The sequence below is a fragment of the Ruegeria sp. AU67 genome (genome assembly GCF_900312795.1).
GTDB lineage: Bacteria > Pseudomonadota > Alphaproteobacteria > Rhodobacterales > Rhodobacteraceae > Ruegeria > Ruegeria atlantica.
This window is the reverse complement of record NZ_OMPH01000040.1, coordinates 273,614-292,871: the sequence shown is the minus strand read 5'-3', so window position 1 is coordinate 292,871 and position 19,258 is coordinate 273,614. Positions and strand designations below refer to the sequence as shown.

13 protein-coding genes are annotated in these 19,258 nt (G+C 50.3%); 6 read left to right on the top strand and 7 right to left on the bottom strand.

The features are described 5' to 3' along the window. The first annotated feature begins 148 nt into the window (after nucleotides 1-148). Nucleotides 149-814: a class I SAM-dependent methyltransferase gene (locus tag DK510_RS20905; RefSeq protein WP_160116584.1), complete on the top strand. Its 666-nt coding sequence runs from the start codon at nucleotides 149-151 to the stop codon at nucleotides 812-814. Between the two features lie 240 nt (nucleotides 815-1,054). Here DK510_RS20905 and DK510_RS20900 read toward each other — a convergent pair whose 3' ends face one another. Further along, nucleotides 1,055-4,816, bottom strand: coding sequence for a glycosyltransferase (locus tag DK510_RS20900; RefSeq protein ID WP_109313741.1), 3,762 nt, complete (start codon nucleotides 4,814-4,816; stop codon nucleotides 1,055-1,057). 365 nt (nucleotides 4,817-5,181) lie between these two features. After that, nucleotides 5,182-6,978 carry an ABC transporter ATP-binding protein gene (locus DK510_RS20895; RefSeq protein ID WP_109313740.1) on the bottom strand — a complete coding sequence of 599 codons (1,797 nt, stop codon included), beginning with the start codon at nucleotides 6,976-6,978 and terminating at the stop codon, nucleotides 5,182-5,184. A gap of 589 nt (nucleotides 6,979-7,567) precedes the next feature. Between DK510_RS20895 and DK510_RS20890 the strand changes: the two genes are divergently transcribed. Genes DK510_RS20890 through glf form a run of 3 tightly spaced genes read left to right on the top strand, consistent with a single transcriptional unit; the run spans nucleotide 7,568 to nucleotide 10,405 of the window. Beyond that, nucleotides 7,568-8,368 (top strand): glycosyltransferase family 25 protein, encoded by an 801-nt coding sequence (locus DK510_RS20890; RefSeq protein WP_160116583.1) that lies wholly within the window; start codon nucleotides 7,568-7,570, stop codon nucleotides 8,366-8,368. Next, nucleotides 8,365-9,255 (top strand): hypothetical protein, encoded by an 891-nt coding sequence (locus DK510_RS20885; protein ID WP_109313738.1) that lies wholly within the window; start codon nucleotides 8,365-8,367, stop codon nucleotides 9,253-9,255. The genes DK510_RS20890 and DK510_RS20885 overlap by 4 nt, the downstream gene beginning before the upstream one ends. A 1-nt stretch (nucleotide 9,256) precedes the next feature. Continuing rightward, nucleotides 9,257-10,405, top strand: coding sequence for a UDP-galactopyranose mutase (gene glf / locus DK510_RS20880; protein ID WP_109313737.1), 1,149 nt, complete (start codon nucleotides 9,257-9,259; stop codon nucleotides 10,403-10,405). A 137-nt stretch (nucleotides 10,406-10,542) separates the two neighbouring features. On the opposite strand, the gene rfbA is transcribed toward glf, so the two are convergent. The 4 genes from rfbA to rfbC are packed head-to-tail and all read right to left on the bottom strand — an operon-like array spanning nucleotide 10,543 to nucleotide 13,899. Further along, the gene (rfbA, locus tag DK510_RS20875) at nucleotides 10,543-11,412 is read right to left on the bottom strand and encodes a glucose-1-phosphate thymidylyltransferase RfbA (RefSeq protein ID WP_109313736.1); all 870 of its coding nucleotides are present in this window, start codon (nucleotides 11,410-11,412) and stop codon (nucleotides 10,543-10,545) included. 11 nt (nucleotides 11,413-11,423) lie between these two features. Next, nucleotides 11,424-12,296 carry a dTDP-4-dehydrorhamnose reductase gene (gene rfbD, locus DK510_RS20870; RefSeq protein WP_109313735.1) on the bottom strand — a complete coding sequence of 291 codons (873 nt, stop codon included), beginning with the start codon at nucleotides 12,294-12,296 and terminating at the stop codon, nucleotides 11,424-11,426. Beyond that, nucleotides 12,293-13,333 (bottom strand): dTDP-glucose 4,6-dehydratase, encoded by a 1,041-nt coding sequence (rfbB, locus tag DK510_RS20865; protein ID WP_109313734.1) that lies wholly within the window; start codon nucleotides 13,331-13,333, stop codon nucleotides 12,293-12,295. The genes rfbD and rfbB overlap by 4 nt, the downstream gene beginning before the upstream one ends. Continuing rightward, nucleotides 13,330-13,899: a dTDP-4-dehydrorhamnose 3,5-epimerase gene (gene rfbC / locus DK510_RS20860; RefSeq protein WP_058272750.1), complete on the bottom strand. Its 570-nt coding sequence runs from the start codon at nucleotides 13,897-13,899 to the stop codon at nucleotides 13,330-13,332. Before rfbC ends, rfbB begins: the two co-directional genes overlap by 4 nt. Nucleotides 13,900-14,353: 454 nt before the next feature. On the opposite strand from rfbC, the gene DK510_RS20855 reads away from it, so the two are divergent. Both DK510_RS20855 and DK510_RS20850 read left to right on the top strand, forming a co-directional pair. Next, nucleotides 14,354-16,162, top strand: coding sequence for a hypothetical protein (locus DK510_RS20855; protein WP_109313733.1), 1,809 nt, complete (start codon nucleotides 14,354-14,356; stop codon nucleotides 16,160-16,162). Beyond that, on the top strand, nucleotides 16,159-16,959 hold the full coding sequence (locus DK510_RS20850; protein ID WP_109313732.1) for a hypothetical protein: 801 nt from the start codon (nucleotides 16,159-16,161) through the stop codon (nucleotides 16,957-16,959). Before DK510_RS20855 ends, DK510_RS20850 begins: the two co-directional genes overlap by 4 nt. A gap of 121 nt (nucleotides 16,960-17,080) precedes the next feature. Here DK510_RS20850 and DK510_RS20845 read toward each other — a convergent pair whose 3' ends face one another. Next, a complete protein-coding gene (locus DK510_RS20845; protein WP_160116582.1) occupies nucleotides 17,081-19,240 on the bottom strand; it encodes a hypothetical protein in 2,160 nt (719 codons plus the stop codon). Nucleotides 19,241-19,258 lie beyond the last annotated feature (18 nt).

Genomic DNA, 19,258 nt, shown 5'->3' with positions numbered 1-19,258 from the left:
GCGTGAGGAATTCGAATTGCGAAGAGTAATTTAGAAGGTAAAGCATCGAATGAAATGCAATTGTTGCGGTTCAGAAGACTGGCAAGACATGGGTTCCAGAAAAGGAGTCCGGTGCGGGCAGTGCAACTCGCTCGAGCGCACACGGTTCTTGAAACTGCTTCTGGACAAGTATGATTTTCCCCGCCCAGGGATACGAGTGTTGCATTTAGCGCCTGAAAAATCGCTTTTTGACGTACTCACCGGTAAGAACGTCAAATATGACCCCGTTGACATAGAGCCCAAGAATTTTCCGTTCTGTTCTGTGCGCAAGTTCGATCTTTGCGTGGATGCTGCAAAACTACCGTCAAACCATTATGATTTGATTATCCATTCGCACGTGATGGAGCACATACCTTGCAATGTTTCAGCGGTCCTTTTTGACCTTCACCGGTCCCTGAAGCCTGACGGGGTACATTTTATGTGCATACCGTTTATGGGCGGGACATCTGCCGAAGACCTTGGAAAAATCAGCAAGGAAGACGCCATTGCCTGGTTCGGTCAAGACGATCATGTTCGCCGGTTTGGCGCGGCAGACGTTCAGCGCAATCTGGGCATGCTCTTCAAGATCCCCCGAAAATACTCAATGCTCAACTTTTCTTCGGCCAAAGAGCTAGACGAGGCCAACGTTCCGGAAAGAGAGCGCCATGGATTTACCGGCTCGTCCATTTTTCCATTGAGGAAAAACGATCTTCTTCTGCAAACACCGGAAACGCATAGCTCATCGAATTCGGAACGAGGTTTCAAGCTTTTCTCTGGAATCTTTGGGCGGGCATAAAGCCGGTCGCTTCCTGCGGTCGACTAATCTTTGTTTTGGATCGGGCCTGTCCAGAGCGAGTTTGAAGATACGACTCGGTTTAGCATGATAACGCGCGGCACTACAGGTGATGCCTCCTTTTGCAGGCATATTCATCTCTTTATACAGTCAAAAGATTGACATTACATCAAAAGGGCGGTCTGGAAACGGCGTCGTGACACGCTTGGATACGCTACCGAATGGCAGTCCTTCTTGATACCGCTAGAGGTCAAACAATGAATTTCTTTGTTTTTCGTATAGCCGCTTAACAGTGCGCTCGTTGTAGCAATAGGTTCGTGCGGCATCTCGGATGGTGTTAAGTTTGGTTCGATCGTCAAAAAGGCCACTTAGTGCCGCAACCCAGCCAACTTGTGTGTTTTCGGCCAGAATTCCGCATTCATGCGTCTCGATCGTCGATCGATAAGACACAACTTTGGATACTACCGGCGCAATTCCCAATGCACCGTAGTCCAGAACTTTCAAATCGGACTTTGCGGAATTGAATGCGCTGTCTTCTAGCGGCGCCAGACCAATGGCGAATTGCCCCAGCTCTCGTAGCCAGCGAACAAAGCGCGGATAAGAACCTTGCGATGAATCTGGCGCAACAACTTTCAACCAAGGACGCTTGGGGGCGTTGGAGGTCACTCCTATTAAGGTCAGAGAGAAGTCGTAACGCGAAGCCAACGTCTCCAAAGCGCTAAAAATCATAGCAAAATCTGAGTCGTGCGTGCGAGTTCCCGCATAAACGAGGCGCAATGGTCCGGATCCCAACGCGAATTCGCTCCGGTAGTTTCGCCAGAGCCGGGGGTCGATGCAATTTTCCAGTACAGTTGGATTTACCTCTGCATAACGTTGCGCCAAAACGTCTGTCGAAACCCAAACCCGCTCGGCGGCGTTCATCACAGTTTCAAAGGCTGCTATCTTTGGTTTGTAGAACTCAAACTCTGGGTGGCGTTCGTCGATCAGTCGAAAATCATCATCGTTGTCCATTATCAGCCGTGTACCCGACGATTTGCATGAGCGGATAAATTCGTCGGCCTGCTTCTCGGTGTCGAACGCGGTACGCTGAACAATGGCGACATCGCCGGACGCTTCCGCCTCACGCGCAGGGATGAGACTAAATTCGACCTCTTCAAAAGCGCTTTCGCTCGTCAATGGGCAATACAGCCGGATAAAGGCACTGCTTTGAGGATAGGTGCCATCCTGCCGGACGATGCCGTTTACTCTGAGCGCGCGCTTTCGCAGAACAGCTGGCGCTGGATTGCGCACGTAAGAATGTTGCCGCAGCGTGGACACATCACCAAGAATGACTTGGGCACGCTTGTCAAAACTGTAGTCGTTCCTAACCAGTTCCGAAAGTTCATTAGTGTTCGTCGCCGATTTAGAAACTGCTTCTTTAAGTTCATCGGGCCCAGTGACTTGCTGAATACCGGACCCAAGCGTATAGGATACCGCGGGAACTTCGTCCGAAATTAGCCGCCCGCCGCAAGCCAACACATCAAAGATGCGGTTGGAAATAAAACCAAATTCCCGCATGGATTGCCAATGATCATTTAAAACCACCGCGGCGCCTTTGTAAAATGACGGCAGTTCCGCGTTGCTTATATTCTCGCCCTTAATCATGTGGGCCGGTAGGAATTGATCCCAAAGCGTCCCGTAAACACCGACATCCACATCTGCCTCCACTGCCCAACGCACGATCGGTCTGTATTCGTTGCGCGAATTTCCAACGAACAGAATATTGGGATCATTGGGTGCCGCTTTAACCGACTGGCTGAACCGATCTGTATCCGTTGCCTGAAGTAGTGGTTTGACAGTTGTTTGCACGATGGGTTGCAGGAAGTTCGCGTAACTGAGAGATGCCACATACACGAGGTCGTATTGCTCCATTTCTTCAAACGAGACCTGATCAGGATGGCTTATCACCCAAAGGATGTTCAACTGGTCAGAGGAGGGTTCAAATCGGCTTAGCCCACGAATACAAAGAAGTACGCTGTCGCCAGTACGCTTGTTCCCCCACTCTTCTAAGAAATCGATCGCGACCTCGCAGCCAAGTTGACGACAGGATTTTGCCAGTGCCTCGGCGTAGTGGTAATCTCCCCATTGTTGTTTTTGTTGCTTGGGCGCAGGAATCTTGATCGATATCTGCGCGGCTTCGCCACGCTGTTCAACGGGCAGAAGTATCCCCATACCCTCAGCGATGCGGTCAAGCGTTTCATGCATCGGTTCTTTGCTGCCCTTGGCGAAAGGCGCGATTTCGATCTCGTGGCTTTCGGGATCTACCAAGCCAACTTTCGACGCGGGGTCGGACGCCATCGAAAGGCCGATTGCCCTTTCCAGGGCGTGCTCTACCTGACCGTCATTCGTGGTATGAACCTGATAAACCGGTGTTTCGAACAAGTACGCCGAAATCTCGGCCAGCAGACTCGGTCGAATCCAGAACATTGAACCGGCGAAGTACCCCCATGGCTGCGACAAGTTTTCTGAAATACTCAGATCACTGATCAGATCGCGCAGCGACCTTTCCGTTTGCCCCGAAGTGGCGGCCTTCCACATCTTGTATGTTTCTTTGGATCCAACCGCTTGGACTGACGGATCATCAAAGGATGACAGGATTGAACGTACCAATTCCTCGGAAGCAAGTACGCCATCCTTCATGATATCCCGCCATGCACTGCCCCAGGGATCTACGTTGCGCTTAGTATGCAGCTTGCAGACCAGATCGTAGTTCAGCAGCGTTGGAATGATGTCGAGGAACGGGCCAATATCGCGGCCAAGGTTTGGATAGAGAAGAACGACCGCGTCCGGGTGCCAAGACTTTATCTGAGCGATGACTGGATTGTCTTCCTGCAAAGGCGTGGTCACGATCAGGTCAAACGGTTTAGGGATATTTTTTAGTTGGTATAGAAACTCGTCAACGTATTCTGCGTAGTATACATGAAATACGACCGCGATCCGCCGTCTTTGATGTTTAATGGCTTCGTTACGGCCCTTGTACAACCGCCGCGTCGCTTCCAACTGTATATCGCAGACCAGGTTCCTATAGTCCGAACTGTGCGCATACTCACTGTTGGTAATTCGATCTATTCGGGAATCATTGCTGTAGTCCACGCCGATATACGGCGCACCAAGGATTGGTGTTTTTGAAGCTAACCTAAGGATCAGATCCCAATCGACTAACCTGCGAATGGACTCATCAAACTTGAAATGAGCAAAGTTGCGGTGCATGCAGAATGCATTCAAGTCGATAGTATTCCTCCTGATGCACGACGTAAGGCTGAAGCTCTCATAAAGGTAACGAGTCGAGCTCTCTTCCTTGTCAATCAGAGCAATACCGCAATAAGCGGCCTGTAAATCATGCGTAATCAAAAAGCGAAGCATAGTCTCCAGATATCCCGAACGCCAGGCGTTGTCGGAATCCAGGAAGAACACCCATTCGTTCCGAACCTGCGCAAGCCCCGTATTCCGCGCTGCTGAAACGCCACCGCGTTCAGTTTTCTTGAAAAAACGAATTCTTTTGTCGCCTACGACATCAACAATTTCAGCTGTATTGTCGTCGCTACCGTCGTCGACAATTATCAATTCCCAATTTGCATGGCTTTGGCGCAGCAAGGAACTGATCGCGGCCGGCAACAGCTGGGCGCGGTTGTACGTCGGCATGATCACCGAAACGGTCATATCCGCGACCGAAGGCCCGGCTTCCCGCAATCTGCTCAGAAATTTTTTCTCTTCTTCGAAATCCCAATTTTCGTGAACTGGATTTTGGACTCCATAGCAGAACTTTAATAGATTTGCTTCGATCTTGATGCGCTTGGGATCGCGTTTTTGAGCAGAGCTATAGAACCTGTCACGGCGCCTCTGTGAAAAGAGCATGTCGTTTTTGGATAGTGAATAAAGCAACCGTGAAATCACTTTCCGATTGAACTGCTTCACAGTCCTGGCAACGAAACTCGGAAAAGTGATTTTGTGATTGAGAAAATTCAAGTCGCCTCGTCCGGCTTAGTTTGCTATTTTTGGCTTTCCTACGTAGGATGCCCTGTATCCATACATTTCAGCTTGAATTCCAGCTATTCGTGCGTTGCTTATTATTCGCACGCCAAGCATTGGTGTTCTTACCTCTGCTGCATTTAAAGCCCATTGCAGCTGGATGACCAGTTTGAATCGTTACCAAGATCAAAAAAACGGAGGCAATGTGTTGCCTGCTGGCGGGCGTTGGTGGAGCTGTTGCTGAGTGGCTTAGAGTAACTGTTCGGGCCGCGTGGCGGGGATAGATTCAATCAATCAGCCTGGAAGACCGGCGGAAACAACTACCCTCTCATGTCTCAAGGTGCCCGTGCGTTTCTTGGCTACTAAGACTGGTCAGAAATTTCAGCCACGGCCTTCGGTTCGCTTTTCCTGAATTGCTGATCAAACAGTTTGCGAAACTGGCCCTCAGCCTGCATTAGTTCATCTAAGTTACCTTCCTCGATAATGGCTCCGTCTTGAACCACCACGATCTTGTCAGCCTCTAGAACGGTGGAGAGACGGTGAGCAATGACGATCACCGTCATATTCGCTGTTAACCTGTCCAAAGCTTCTTTCACAAGCGCTTCCGATTCCGCGTCGAGTGCGCTAGTCGCTTCGTCCAGCAGTAATATCTCGGCGTTGCGCAAGATCGCGCGAGCAATTGCAATCCGTTGCTTTTGGCCGCCGGACAAGAAGGTTCCGTTTTCACCAACCTGAGTGTCATAGCCATTGGGAAAGTCACAGATGAAGTCATGCGCATATGCTGCCTTTGCAGCTTCGATGACCTTTTCGTCTGTCGCGTCTGGCGACGAACAACGCAAGTTTTCCATCACCGAGGCTGAAAACAAGAATGTGTCCTGTCCAACATACGATATCTTTTTTCTGAGCGAAGAAAAGCTGGCGTCCTGCAAGTTTTGGCCGTCTATCTCGACGGATCCTTCATCGGGGTCATAGAACCGCATGATCAAGCCAAAGATCGTCGATTTTCCGCCCCCGGACTGACCAACCAATGCTGTGGTTTTTCCAGCCTCGAAGGTCACGTTCATGTTTTCGATTACCGGAATTGAACCGTGGTATCCAAAGGTGACATTGCGCAAGCCGATCTCGCCGGGCCCGTTCAACAGGTCGTGCGCTTCAGGGCTTTCCTGCATGGTGTCCTCTTGATCCAGCAAGCCAAACAACATGCCAACACCGACCATAGCTGCCTCAATCTGAACACGCATTTTTGATAGACGTTTGGCGGGCTCATAAGCCATCAGCAGTGCCGTGATAAATGACATCAACTGACCAGCGGTCGGTTGTTCCGTACCCGCGATTCCCAAGGTCGAAACGACCAGAACGCCGGCAACGGCTAGACCGGCCAGAAACTCCATTAACGGGCTGGCGATCGACTGCAACCGCGCAATATCGTTCGAGCGTTCTTCGACCTTGAGGATGGCCGTTTCCATACGGGTGATCATCCGATCCTCAAGAGAGAAAACCTTGATGATCTTGATGCCGGCCGAAGTTTCCTGCAGCACACGAATAATTTCTGCCAGCGATTTGAACTCCTGCTGCATGATCGAGCGTACGCTTTTCAAAAGATATCGCACGCCTAGCAATGCCATGGGTCCGACTACGAAAAACATGATGGATAGCACGGGCTGCTGGTACACCATGACGACTACAAGACCCAACAGGGTCAAGGCATCCCGGACAAAACCGGTAACCACGACATCAATCAAATTTCGGGCGGCTTGCGCACCTTGAGTCGTACGCATTAGCAGATCCGAGGATTCATTCTGGGCGAAGAACGAAATGCCATGCCGCAACAACTTACGATAAACGCGATCTTGTTGCATCGCGATGATTCGGTTTCCCGCACGCGCAAGGTAGATGGACTGTATGTAAGAGGCGAACGCTTTGGTCAGGAAAAGCAGAACAACGCCCAGAGCGATCGCAAAAGCCCAATCTTGCATATCAGGACTAGTCATCGCATCAACGATGTACTCCATCATGAAGGCTGAGCCAGCAGTGGTCGCTGCAACGGCGATCATTGCAACGATGGCAACGGCATAAAGAGGACCTTGGGCAAAAAAACTCTCGCCAATGAGGCGGCCCATATAGCCTGATCGCCATTCGGTCCAGGCACGCTTAATCATTGCTTTCTCCAGATCGTGAAATCATGCGTTCGCTCAGTTACCCTATAATCGTTCCCGCCTAAAGCGCAGATCAAATGACGCGACAGAGTTGCCCAATCCTAAGGTTGCGCGGGGGCCTTGGCAGATAAGGGTTGGCGCTGGGTTGTACAAGGTTTTGGTGCTCTCGTTAAACAGGCTGGCGCGATGTATTGTAGGCTTTCGTGCGCCGACCTTTAAGTGGTGTCTATTTGTCTAAGCCCGTAGCTGTCCGCACAGCTTTATAGCGTCTTGTATGCACCTTCTGCTACGCGAGATCCCTTGATTGTGATGGATAGATTGAAGCGTTGGCAGAAGTTCGCGTTAGCCCGCGTGAAGTGGTCGGGTGATTTTCTTTTTGGTTTCATTGTGATATGTATATGTTTGGAAGAAAGGAAGCTCTGACATTGTGGGGCAAATTGCTGTAGCATGAGAGTAACGATTGAATTTCAGCGGTTTTTTGCCGCAGGAAATCCTTGACGCGTAGCGGGAAAAGGGTAGACCAGTTTCGCTTGTGCTTAGTAAATACGGCCCGTAGTAACGCGGTGCAAAAAAAATTATTGGTAATGGAACAGTGTCGATTAAGGCCGTCATTCTGAGTTTGCCGAAAGATGTTGAACGGCGACGATTCTGCGAAAGCGAATTTACCCGCTTTGGCTTGAACCATGAGTTTTGCGATGCCATTGCTGGAGACCAGCTGAACAGCTCTGAGTTGCAGCACATTTATGATGCCGACATGAATCGGATCAAATTCAAACGCCCGCTCAGCCGCAACGAGGTCGCATGTACCCTTGGGCATCGCCGGATATGGCAAGATATTGCGGCCTCTTCCGACTTCGTGAGCCTAGTATTGGAAGATGACGCGACATTCGTGAAAGATCCCAGGCCATTATTCAATGAACTGGCTGAATGTGGCGAATGTTTCGAAGGTGTTATGATAAAGCTGGATGGCATTTCGAGGAACAACGGACAGGTGATTAAATCCGTGGCAGATCAGGATCTTGTCCTGTCGGATCGCCTGCCACCCAGAACCACAGGTTATATCATCGGCCGGCGCGCTGCCGCTCAACTATTGGCGATCGAGGCTCCGATTGCGCGCCCCATCGACATCGACCTGAAATTCTATTGGGAACACAACGTGCCTATCCTCACACTTGCCGAGCAGATGGTCGCAGAGCGCAAAGAGGTAGACAGCACGATTGATCACTGCCGCAGTAAAATGAAACCCGGCTCGCCCATGGCCAGATTCGTTCGAAACCTAATGTACCAGACAAAATACACGTACGGACGGTTGAGCCATCCGTTGAACCCAGACATGATTGAAGGGCTCGGCCCTTTGATGCAGGCCGGCAATCGGGTTCGGAACCGCGCATGAAGAATAGCCTTGTGGTTGTCCGTGCGGGCAACAAGTCATTGCACCATCGGTGGCAAGAAATTCCCTATGAAGATCGCACCTACGATCTTCTGATCAGCTATTTCTCAGACGAGGCATTTGCGGCATTCAAACCTGAACCCGGTGTCGAGGCTGTGCTAGTAAAAGGCGGCAAATGGGATGGGTTGTTCAAAACCCTCGCTGACCGTGACCTTGATAAGTATGACTACTATTGGCTGCCGGATGACGATCTGGACATCAGCGCTACGGATGTAAATGCGCTGTTTGATGCCATGCAGGTTCACGGATTGCGTATTGCACAACCGTCGCTGACCCCCGAAAGCTATTTCTCGCATTTTGTATTCAGCCAATGCCCGGGCTTCGTGCTGCGGTACACAAACTATATTGAGATCATGGCCCCGTGCCTGCACAAGGATATCCTGCAGAAAGCACTGCCGCTTTTTCAGGGCACCATGAGCGGCTATGGTCTGGACTATATATGGTGCCGATGGGCCGAGGCTGGCGCGTTTCGAACTGCCATTCTGGACGAGATCGCGATGCACCACACGCGGCCGATCGGAAAGAACCTGAAAGCTGCGATGGCCGAGTCGAATAACCTCAGCTCAGAGGAAGAAGAGGCCGTTCTAAAGCAGATGTTTGATCTGTCGCGGCGTACCGTTCCGGTCGTCTTTGCCGCGATCCTGCAAGGTGGGCAACCCATCTCGGGTCGTTTGCAGTTGGGATGGCACATGTGCCGGGCGTGGATTTCGGTCCTGCCGAAGTTCCGCAGTGCCAGCGAGGCGCGGTCGGGGATTTTCAAAATTGCCCGCCGTCAGCTGATCAAACCCCTCGACATGACGACGATTTCGATGAAACAGGAAAGCCCCTGATATGCAGTTTTTGATGGTTGGGGCCGGATTGTCTGGGGCTGTGATCGGTCGGGAACTTGCGGAACAAGGGCATGATGTCGCCGTGGTCGACAGCCGTGACCATATCGGTGGAAACTGCCACACAGAACGGGATGCCGATACCGACGTGATGGTCCATGTGTACGGGCCACATATCTTCCATACGGATGACGAAGAGGTTTGGCAGTATGTGAACCAATACGCTAACTTCTTGCCTTATAAGAACCGGGTCAAAACCACCTCGCGCGGGCAGGTCTATTCGCTGCCGGTGAACTTGCATACGATCAACCAGTTCTTCGGCAAGACCATGCGCCCGGACGAAGCGCATGCGTTTATCACCGAAGAGCAGGCCGACACATCCATCACCGACCCGCAGAGTTTCGAGGAACAGGCGATGCGGTTCGTCGGTCGCGACCTTTATGAGGCGTTTTTCAAAGGCTACACGATCAAACAGTGGGGATGTCACCCGTCCGAGCTGCCGGCGTCGATCCTTAAGCGTCTGCCAGTGCGGTTTAACTACGACGACAATTACTTTTTCCATAAATTCCAAGGCATGCCCGAGAATGGGTATACCGACATGATTGGTGGCATCCTTGATCACCCTAGTATCACCGTTAAGCTGAATACCACTTTCGATCGCAACATGGCGGATGGCTTCGATCACGTGTTCTATTCTGGCCCGCTGGATGGCTATTTCGACTACGAGCTTGGGCGCCTGGGCTATCGCACACTTGACTTTGAACGGTTCACCTATGATGGCGACTATCAAGGTTGCGCGGTGATGAACTATGGCGAGGAAGAGGTGCCCTTTACCCGGATTACCGAGCACAAACACTTTTCGCCATGGGAAACGCATGACGGCTCGGTCTGCTATCGCGAGTTTTCCCGCGCGGCGGGTCCGAATGACATTCCCTATTACCCGATCCGTCAGGTAAAGGAAAAAGCGTTGCTTAGTGAGTATGTTGCGCTGGCCGAAGAAACCCAAAACGTCACATTTGTTGGCCGTCTGGGCACCTATCGATATCTGGATATGGATGTCACGATACGCGAAGCCCTCGAAACTGCACGCGCTTCTTCAGCCGCGATCGCGGCGAAACAAATCCTGAAACCGTTTTACGTCGCGCCAGTTTAGGCGCGAGCATCGGGCCGTTTCAGTCCAGTGCTTACTCGTTTTACGTTTTTGACTGATCGGATGGATCGCCTTTGTTCCCGCACCGGCAAAGTTGCAGTTCGTTCCAAATCGTCAGGCGCAGTTATTCGGTGCTAGCTTTAATCGCTCAGCAGCGAATGAAGGTAGGTGCCATAGGTTGATTTTGCGAATAATTTTGCGCGCTCTTCAAGAGCGGCATCATCGATCCACCCATTGCTCCAGGCGATCTCATCAAGGCTACCTGTTTGCATACCCTGACGTTCTGTCAGCGTTCGCACAAAACTTCCCGCCTCCAACAAAGTGCCGTGCGTCCCTGTATCCAGCCATGCAAAACCCCGGCCAATTGTTTGAACATCAAGCAGGTTTTCGTCCAAGTACATCTGCAAAAGCGACGTAATTTCAAGCTCGCCGCGCTCAGACGGTTGGATTTCTTTGGCCCGCGCAGGTGCATCACCATCGAGAAAGTAAAGGCCGGTGACCGCGTAGTTTGACGGCGGGTTTTGTGGCTTTTCAATAATCTGGCGAACCTTTTGGCCCTCAAAAGCAACAACGCCATACCGTTCCGGGTCGGCGACCCGATATGCAAAAACCGTACCACCTTGTTTGTTGGCATCTGCCTCGGCAAGCAGGGTTGGAAGGCCGTGGCCGAAGAAGATATTGTCACCCAAGATCAATGCCGAAGGAGCGCCGGCGAGGAAATCTTCCGCCAGTGTATAAGCTTGCGCCAACCCGTCAGGAGAGTCTTGTACGATCCACGTCAATGACAGCCCATATTGACTGCCATCACCAAACAGGCGAATGAACTGTTCCTGATCGTGTGGTGTTGTGATGATTGCAACTTCGCGGATCTGCGCCAACATCAATACACTGAGTGGGTAGAAAATCATTGGCTTATCGTAAACCGGTAGCAGCTGCTTAGACACGGCCATCGTAATCGGGTAGAGCCGCGTTCCAGAGCCTCCGGCTAGAATAATTCCCTTACGTTGCATGTGTTAACCTTTCAAAATTGGCTTTTTGGACTCTGACCTAATTGCCTCAGCACCTCGGTCACCCCGGCCTTCCAGTCAGGGCGAACAAGCCCATATGTTTTTTCAAGCCGGGAGCAGTCCAGACGCGAGTTTTTGGGGCGGGCAGCCGGCGTCGGGTATGCGCTGGTCGGGATATCTTCAACCGAAATATCTAAGCCTGCCTGTAAAAAAATCTCGCGTGCGAAATCTGCCCAGCTTGCGTCTGGGCTTCCTGCATAATGAAAGAGGCCACCCTCCACACTGGACCCTGCCTCGGCCATTCTAAGCAATGTATCTGCGATGTCTGCGGCAGGCGTGGGGCCCCCAACCTGATCGGCAACTATGGTCAGGTGGTTGCGTGTTTCCGCCAATCGAAGCATCGACTTGACGAAATTGCTTCCATGCGCCGAGAACACCCAACTTGTGCGAAGAATACCATGCCAACCTCCGGCTGCTGCCACCTGTTCTTCGCCTTCCAGTTTGGTCCTACCGTAAACTCCAAGCGGGCTAGTCGCGTCGTTTGTTGTTCGTGCATACGTCCCCGATCCATCAAAGACATAATCCGTCGAGATGTGGATGAAAGGAATGCCTCGTTCGGCCGCCGCATAGGCCATAGAACCAGGCGCATCAGCGTTAACGCGCCGAGTAATATCTTTCTCGTCTTCAGCCTTATCGACCGCAGTATAAGCAGCGGCGTTGATGACCACATCAGCGTTGGTTTTCCTAATGTGGTCAGCGCAATTTTCCGGATGTAAAAGGTCGGCATCCTCGCGACCCATCGCCTCTAATAGGATACCGCGCGCGGGCGCTTGCCGTTGCAATTCTGTAGCAACCTGCCCGCTTCGACCGAAGACGAGTATTTTCATTTGGCGATACCAAGGCGATCACCAACACCATCGCGGGCCAGAAGCGAATTTAACCAAGCTTCGTTGTCCAGATACCATTGGACGGTCTGTTCCAATCCCGTCTCAGGAGTATAGGTTGGGTGCCAGCCAAGGTCTTCAACAATTCGAGTTGGATCAATCGCATAACGGCGGTCGTGGCCAGGGCGATCAGTAACGAAAGTGATCTGTTTAGCATAAGGTTTCTCTGCCGGTCGAAGCCGGTCCAGAATACTGCAGAGCAATTTGACGAGTTCAAGATTTGTCATCTCGTTTTCGCCACCAATGTTGTAGCTTGCACCTACGGCCGCTTTTTCCAGAACAAGCAGCAGCGCCTCTGCGTGGTCCTCGACATGCAGCCAGTCGCGCACGTTGTCTCCCTTACCGTAAATAGGTATCGGCTGCCCAGACAATGCCTTGTGGACAACGACCGGTATCAGCTTTTCGGGAAACTGATATGGACCATAGTTGTTTGAGCAATTTGTCAAAACAATTGGTAATCCATATGTTTCGTGCCAGGCGCGAACAAGGTGGTCCGAGCTCGCCTTCGACGCCGAATAGGGCGAATTAGGTTGGTAAGGACTTTCTTCTGTGAAATACCCGGTTTCTCCCAGAGTTCCAAAAACCTCATCGGTCGAGATATGGTGAAAGCGAAATCCAGATGGCTTGCCCGCATCAGTCCAGTAAGCGCGCGCCGCCTCCAAAAGAACGTATGTACCAGTTACGTTTGTATCAATAAACGCAGCGGGGCCGTCGATTGAACGGTCAACATGGCTTTCAGCGGCCAGATGCATGATCGCATCTGGATTGTGTTTCTTAAGCACAGACGTCATCGCCGACGGGTCGCGAATGTCTGCGTGTTCAAAGGCGTAACTATCCGCATCAGCAACTGTTGCAACGTTGTCGAGGCAAGCCGCATAGGTCAGCGAATCCACGTTGATTATGGAATGACCTTGGGCAATTGCACGACGGACAACCGCGGACCCAATAAATCCGGCGCCTCCGGTGACCAAAAGCTTCATTTTGAGTCCTCAAAAGTGAATGGTGATTCCTGCTCTGACAGGCGCAGAGCAGCCGCATCTTTTTCAGATAGCTTTATTTCGGTTGATTTAAGTGGCCATTCAATGCCGATTTCGGGGTCGTTCCAGTGAACAGCCCCCTCGGTTTTTGGCGCATAAGTGTCCGAACACTTATATACAATTTCGGTGTCCGGTTCCAACGTCATGAAACCATGAGCAAAACCAGCCGGGACGAGCAGCATGCGTCCATTTTCAAAACTTAGCTCTTCGCCTACCCATCGACCAAATGTCGGAGACCCCTTACGAATATCCACCACGACATCGAAGAATTTTCCTCGTCCGCAGCGAACAAGCTTATCTTGCGCTTTCGGTGGCGCCTGGAAGTGCAGGCCTCGGACCGTTCCAATTTCACTGGACACTGAGTGATTGTCTTGAACAAAAACCGTCTTGATCCCGGCAGAAGAGAACTGATCACGGTTGTAAGTCTCTTCGAAAAAACCTCGGTGATCGCCAAATCGCCGCGGCTTAATCAGCTTCACCTCTGGTATAGAGAGGGTTATGAATTCCATAATAGACATTACCTATAGTGCCATCCTGCGGTGCAAGCAGGGTCAAGAATGGGCTAGCTCAATCGCCATCGCTGGACAATATCCAAATAGGCTTATACTCGAAAACGGAGGCCGGGAAAGTCTCAATGTAGAAAGTTGCGTGTTCGCGGGCCTGTCTGCAAGTCAGTTGGCCTCCGAGCGACCGAGCGCTTGTCGTCAACTAAGCAGTTAGTGTCTTCAGAGCTCTTATTGAGGCAATAAGCTATGTCCTCGGACATGCCTCAAGTTGTGTCAGTTATCAAATGCTTGATGTCAGGTTTCAACGCACGATTGCCGTGTGCTCCTGCTCTATGAATTGGAGACCCCGAGGTCATCGGGGATTTAGTTTCAGTCAGTTTCATAGACTACTGGCAGTCGAGTTCGATGCTTGGTATCAACAGCGCTGAAATTTTACTCACCTCGTGTTGGAGGGTCTATGCTGTCGCAGGAACGAAACAAGGCTGAAGTCGTTCGACGGACGGGATACGCGTTTTCGACAATTTCGAACCTCATCGAAAACCACGACGTCATCGCGTTCGATGTTTCCAAAACATTGCTGTCGCGCTGCGTGCTAAATTCGGATGGAGTTTTCCGTTTCATGGAGAAGTCACTCGGAGTCGAAGGTTTCTGTGGCGCAAGACTAAAGGCGGAGCAGCTTGCCGAGCGGCGTTTTGGAACTATTGAAGCATCCGAGATCAGTCTAAACGAGATTTACAGCCTTCTTGCAGTCCTTCTGCCGGACAACATCGTGACGCCTGACAATGAAAGAGAGTGCGAAGAAAAGTTTCACTTTTCAAATCAAGCCTTTGTTATGGTTGCCTCAGTTGCTCGGGAAAAGGGGAAGCGACTGATCGGTATCAATGACACGCAACTGAACAAAGACCAAGTATCGAGGCTCCTGGAGGCACTCGGGATTGAACTGGAAGCGCTATATAGCCCTTTGGATGGTCGTCACTTTCTTTTGAAAGTTGCAGCTAAAGAGGAGGCTGCACCGAACCGTGTTCTGCATTTCGGCCACCGCAAACTCACCAATTTGAACGACAAGGTGGACAGCGCCGTAACAGCAATTTATGTAATTCAACACCGCGATTGTCTAAGGCAGGATGATGCCCCATTTGTTGATCAAGGTCGCGGAGAATACACGTTCACTTCGGACTTGATTTTGGGCCAGATCGCAGCGCGAATGCCTCATGTCGACCCCGAGGAACCCGATCTTTACAGTTTCGGCTTCAATGTTTGTGGGCCGCTTTTGTTGGGGTTTTGTGACTATCTTGCGGAACACTCAATGCAGGAAGAGTTCGATGAACTACTTCTTCCGCCTGGCGAAAGCCACATTTTTGAGCAATCGCTAAGTATTCTGAAACTGCCATTATCTTGTTATTCGATCAGCGATGTGAATGACGTTTTAACCAGTAAATTTTCGAACGCTTCTGACAATGAACGCGAACAGTTGCGGCATCGAATTGAAGCATGGAGGGCTCAAGATTCAAAAAGCATTGCTGTTGTGGATGTTGATGGCAGCGCTCGGGACTTTGATTTTTCGACTTTGCCACGAGTGCATCGGTATTGTATTTTTTGTCAAAGTTCTCCGGATCGCCAGGCAAGAGCATCAGCGTATATGCTTGACGGTTTGAATGCGATGAACACCGATGTGTCGGTAACGGTAGGCACAGTCCTTCTTGATTTGCTGTTTGCTAATCCCAAAATGTCCTTCCCCAAACTGAATTCGGGGACGAATATATCTTTGACTTTGAATGGCCAAATAGAAGCGATCGCCGATGTTGAACTCCTCGCTTCTAATTGCGTCCAACGAGGGGCTCTCGATTTCCTCCGTATGATCGCGCCAAGAAAAGGTACGTTAGATCGCCAAGAACTGAAGGACTTCAACCTTTTCTGTCTTACGCGTCTGATCACAACACCGACTGAACGGGAATATCGGGCATTCGAGAATGTTCCGTTTCCGCAGTGCAAGGGTGAAAGCGAATGGAGAACGATCGAATCTTACTGGAAACCTGAGTCAATCTGGTCCAAATACCTGACCGATTTTCGTCGGCAGATTCACGAGCAGCAGCTGCACAACTACGACCTTATGCTGCCAAATTCCATTAAGGACTTATCTATGCGAGACGACATAGGGCAACTAGATTGGCGTCGCATAATGTACCGCCACCCGCTGAAAATCTCGTACTGGAATTCAGTGCGGCGTTTTCAGCGTCAAAAACAAAATGAACTGGGTCAGAAATGACCGTTTCAAATGGCGACCCATTGAAGATTTTCGTTCCGTTTGTGAATGAAAAGATGGCAACTGAACTGTTCTCTGAAAACAAGTTTTTATTGGATAGCGATATTCATCTGATTGACAATCGCGGTCGATCAGCAGGTCTGCCGACGCTATACAACGAGATTATAGAAAAGCACTTGAACGAGGACATGTGGCTGTTCTTCGTTCATGAAGACTTCGAAGTTCAGGGAGAGTTGTTTGACACAGAGAACTTGGCACACGAAGCAGTCTACGGGACCTTTGGAATAAGACTGGACGGGCATGCACCGGTCGCGTTTGGACAGCATAAGTGTAGTGAAAAAGACGGCTCATCGGTGCTACAGGTTGGTCTGCCGGTTACGTCACCGACTTGGGTTGAAACATTGGATTGCGTGGCGATCTTTATACACACTCGGCTGTTAAGGGATCGGCCTAGGTTGCGGTTTGATGAGGACCTAACGTTCGACCTTTATGCCGAAGACTTTTGTATCAATGCACAAGAGAATTTTGGCGTTCCCGTTATGGTTTTGCCCCTTAAATTTCAACACTACTCTAAGGGATATGTTACAGAGCGTTATTGGAATGGAATAAAACATCTGGGCGAAAAATACCCAAATGTTGGTGTGCCCGGAAGTTGTTCGTTTATTGGAGGGAAATCGCAAGAGCTTGAAACCCATTATACCTATGATTTGCCGGCTAACAGAAAAAAAAGGCGTGATAGGGAGGCGAAAAAAAGCCGGGACTATTTTAAGGCTTTGCGATTATTTAGAAAACGCCCTTAGTTGGGGGGTAATACGTAGCAGGTCATTTGACCCCGTATTACATTCATGGATGCTGGCGAAAGAAAGACGAAGTTAAACCTACTATTGCAATATCGGTGGAGTTTTCGAAATATGTGGGTGGCTATAGTTTAATTTTCTTTCTTTTTCGTAACACAAACTTCAGTAGGGTGTACGAGAAGGGGTTGAGTTGAGATGCATATGCTGCTCGCCACCGACTATTTTTGGCGTTGCGATAATGTGTGTTACGTACACCAATTCGGGTCAAGCTCTCACCAGTTGTGTCTCCCACTCCATCGAAAATTCTGACATTCTTGAATCTATGGGCGTCCAGGCGGTGCGGCTTTCTCAGAAATTGACGCAAGTCGCGTTCATCTTTCGGCTCAGTATATTTAGAAATCGTCTCGACCGACATTGCCCGGAGTACAGACTCGATAGCTTTCAGCGCGGCATCTTGAATTATTTTCGCGCGCCGGAGGTTGGCCGCTTCCAAGTCGCTGACATCAGCAGTGCTCCAAGATATATCACCAGAGGCATTTTCTTGTAATCCAAGGACGCTGCCATGATCTGCTGAACAGAAAAACTCAACGATATCCCGAAAATCGGTAAACCAGGCGGCCAAATGGGACGGAAGCCCATTTGATGCTGTATAGCTTTCATAATCCAGACCGCCGCGCCTTAGGATTGATATGGCGTGAGGACTTGTTCCAAAATACAGACCGAAGACATCCGCTTCCGTGCCCACGATCTCGCAAATTGAACGCTGTAGGCTACCGCGCCAGCCGACATCAAACACAGCGGTCTTCGTGCCTGCAGGAAAGGCTGAACGGTAATATTTCGTCAGAACGTCGCGCTCATGCGCGAAAGATTGATAAAAAGCCTCGGGGCTTTCCCTGAGAAGACCCAAGGCCTGTTTGCGTGTTTTTCTCGTGAGTGGCTCTGTTTCACTCAAGCCGTGATTTGCAAAGATTCCTTTTAGGCTTGGTCCGCCTGAGATCTTGTTCAGGAAGTCTTGCAATGTTTCCGAATTCGCCAAGGTCGTATGAAGCATACCACCAATAGTGTCGGGTTCCAGAACAGTGAATGGCAGCGTGAGTAATCGCCTAGACGCCGCTAAGTACTGCGTGTCATATTTGTCTGGCCACAGCAGTTCGAACGCAACTTTGGGAAACATCCCATCGCGTGCAAGAAATGCAATTCGCGAGATGCCCTTTTTGTCCATCACCTGCTTCATCCAGATAAGCATCGATGTGATCAATGGCGCGACCATTACGGCCCCGACGGCTTCAAAGTACTGGTCCTCGGATAAAGTGCGGAAGTCTAACTTTTCAGCATCGTAATGATGGGTTTCCAGAAAATTTGCGGAAAAAATCTGAGAGACTGGGCGCGTTCCTGCAAGAATATTGGAATGGTGCTTTGGCTTTGGAGATCTGGCAGGTACGTCCTTGCTAGCCAATAACACGTAAGACTGTATACCTGCGCCGGCGGCCATTTTGCCATCGGCATGTCCGTTGTCGCCGATATGTAAAATTTTTTTCCGTGGAACACCGAAGTGCTCAACCACGTCTGCGAACAGGTTGCCCGTGTGTTTGGTCTTCCCTTGCTCATTCGAAACGAAGACGCGTTCCCAGCCTGTTATTCCTTTTGCCTCCAGAACTTTCTCAAGATATTCTTGGGGAAGGTACATATCCGATGTTACGACAAGCCTTTTTTGAGTGTTTTGAAGCTGGTCTACCAACTTGCGTCCAAAGTTGGTGGCGTGAAGCAAGTCCATTTCTGTTTCTAGCTCGAGCTGTCTGATCTGCTTTGCTTGTTCACCGCTGCAATTCGTGAGTTGTTGGAAACATCGATAAATCTCGTCTAACGAAACGTCCTCTAGCCCATTGTGCTCTGCGTCTTCCCGGGCCAATTGTTCGGCCGCGACCCGGTAGTCTTTAAAAAAATCGGTTACCTGTTTTGTTTTTTCATCCCTTTCCATGAAACCAAATGCATCGATTGGAGAGTTGCAATGGCGAAAAAGGAGGGTGTCAAAGATGTCAACAGACAGGAAATCGTAATCTCCGATCTTGGAAAGCACTGCGCTACTGGAAGACACATTCATTGTTTTTTTGCGATTGCTTAAAAGAGCCAAAATAATCTCACGATAATTAGGTTTGTCTGACTTGATGCTTCCGTCAGGGATCGGCAAAAGCACTGACTCATTCTTGCGCAGAAACTCTGTGAATGCAGACGACTTATCAAGCTGAAACTGACAGTCGTCCATTTTCAACATCTGCTGAAGCACGAATAGTACTTCAAGACA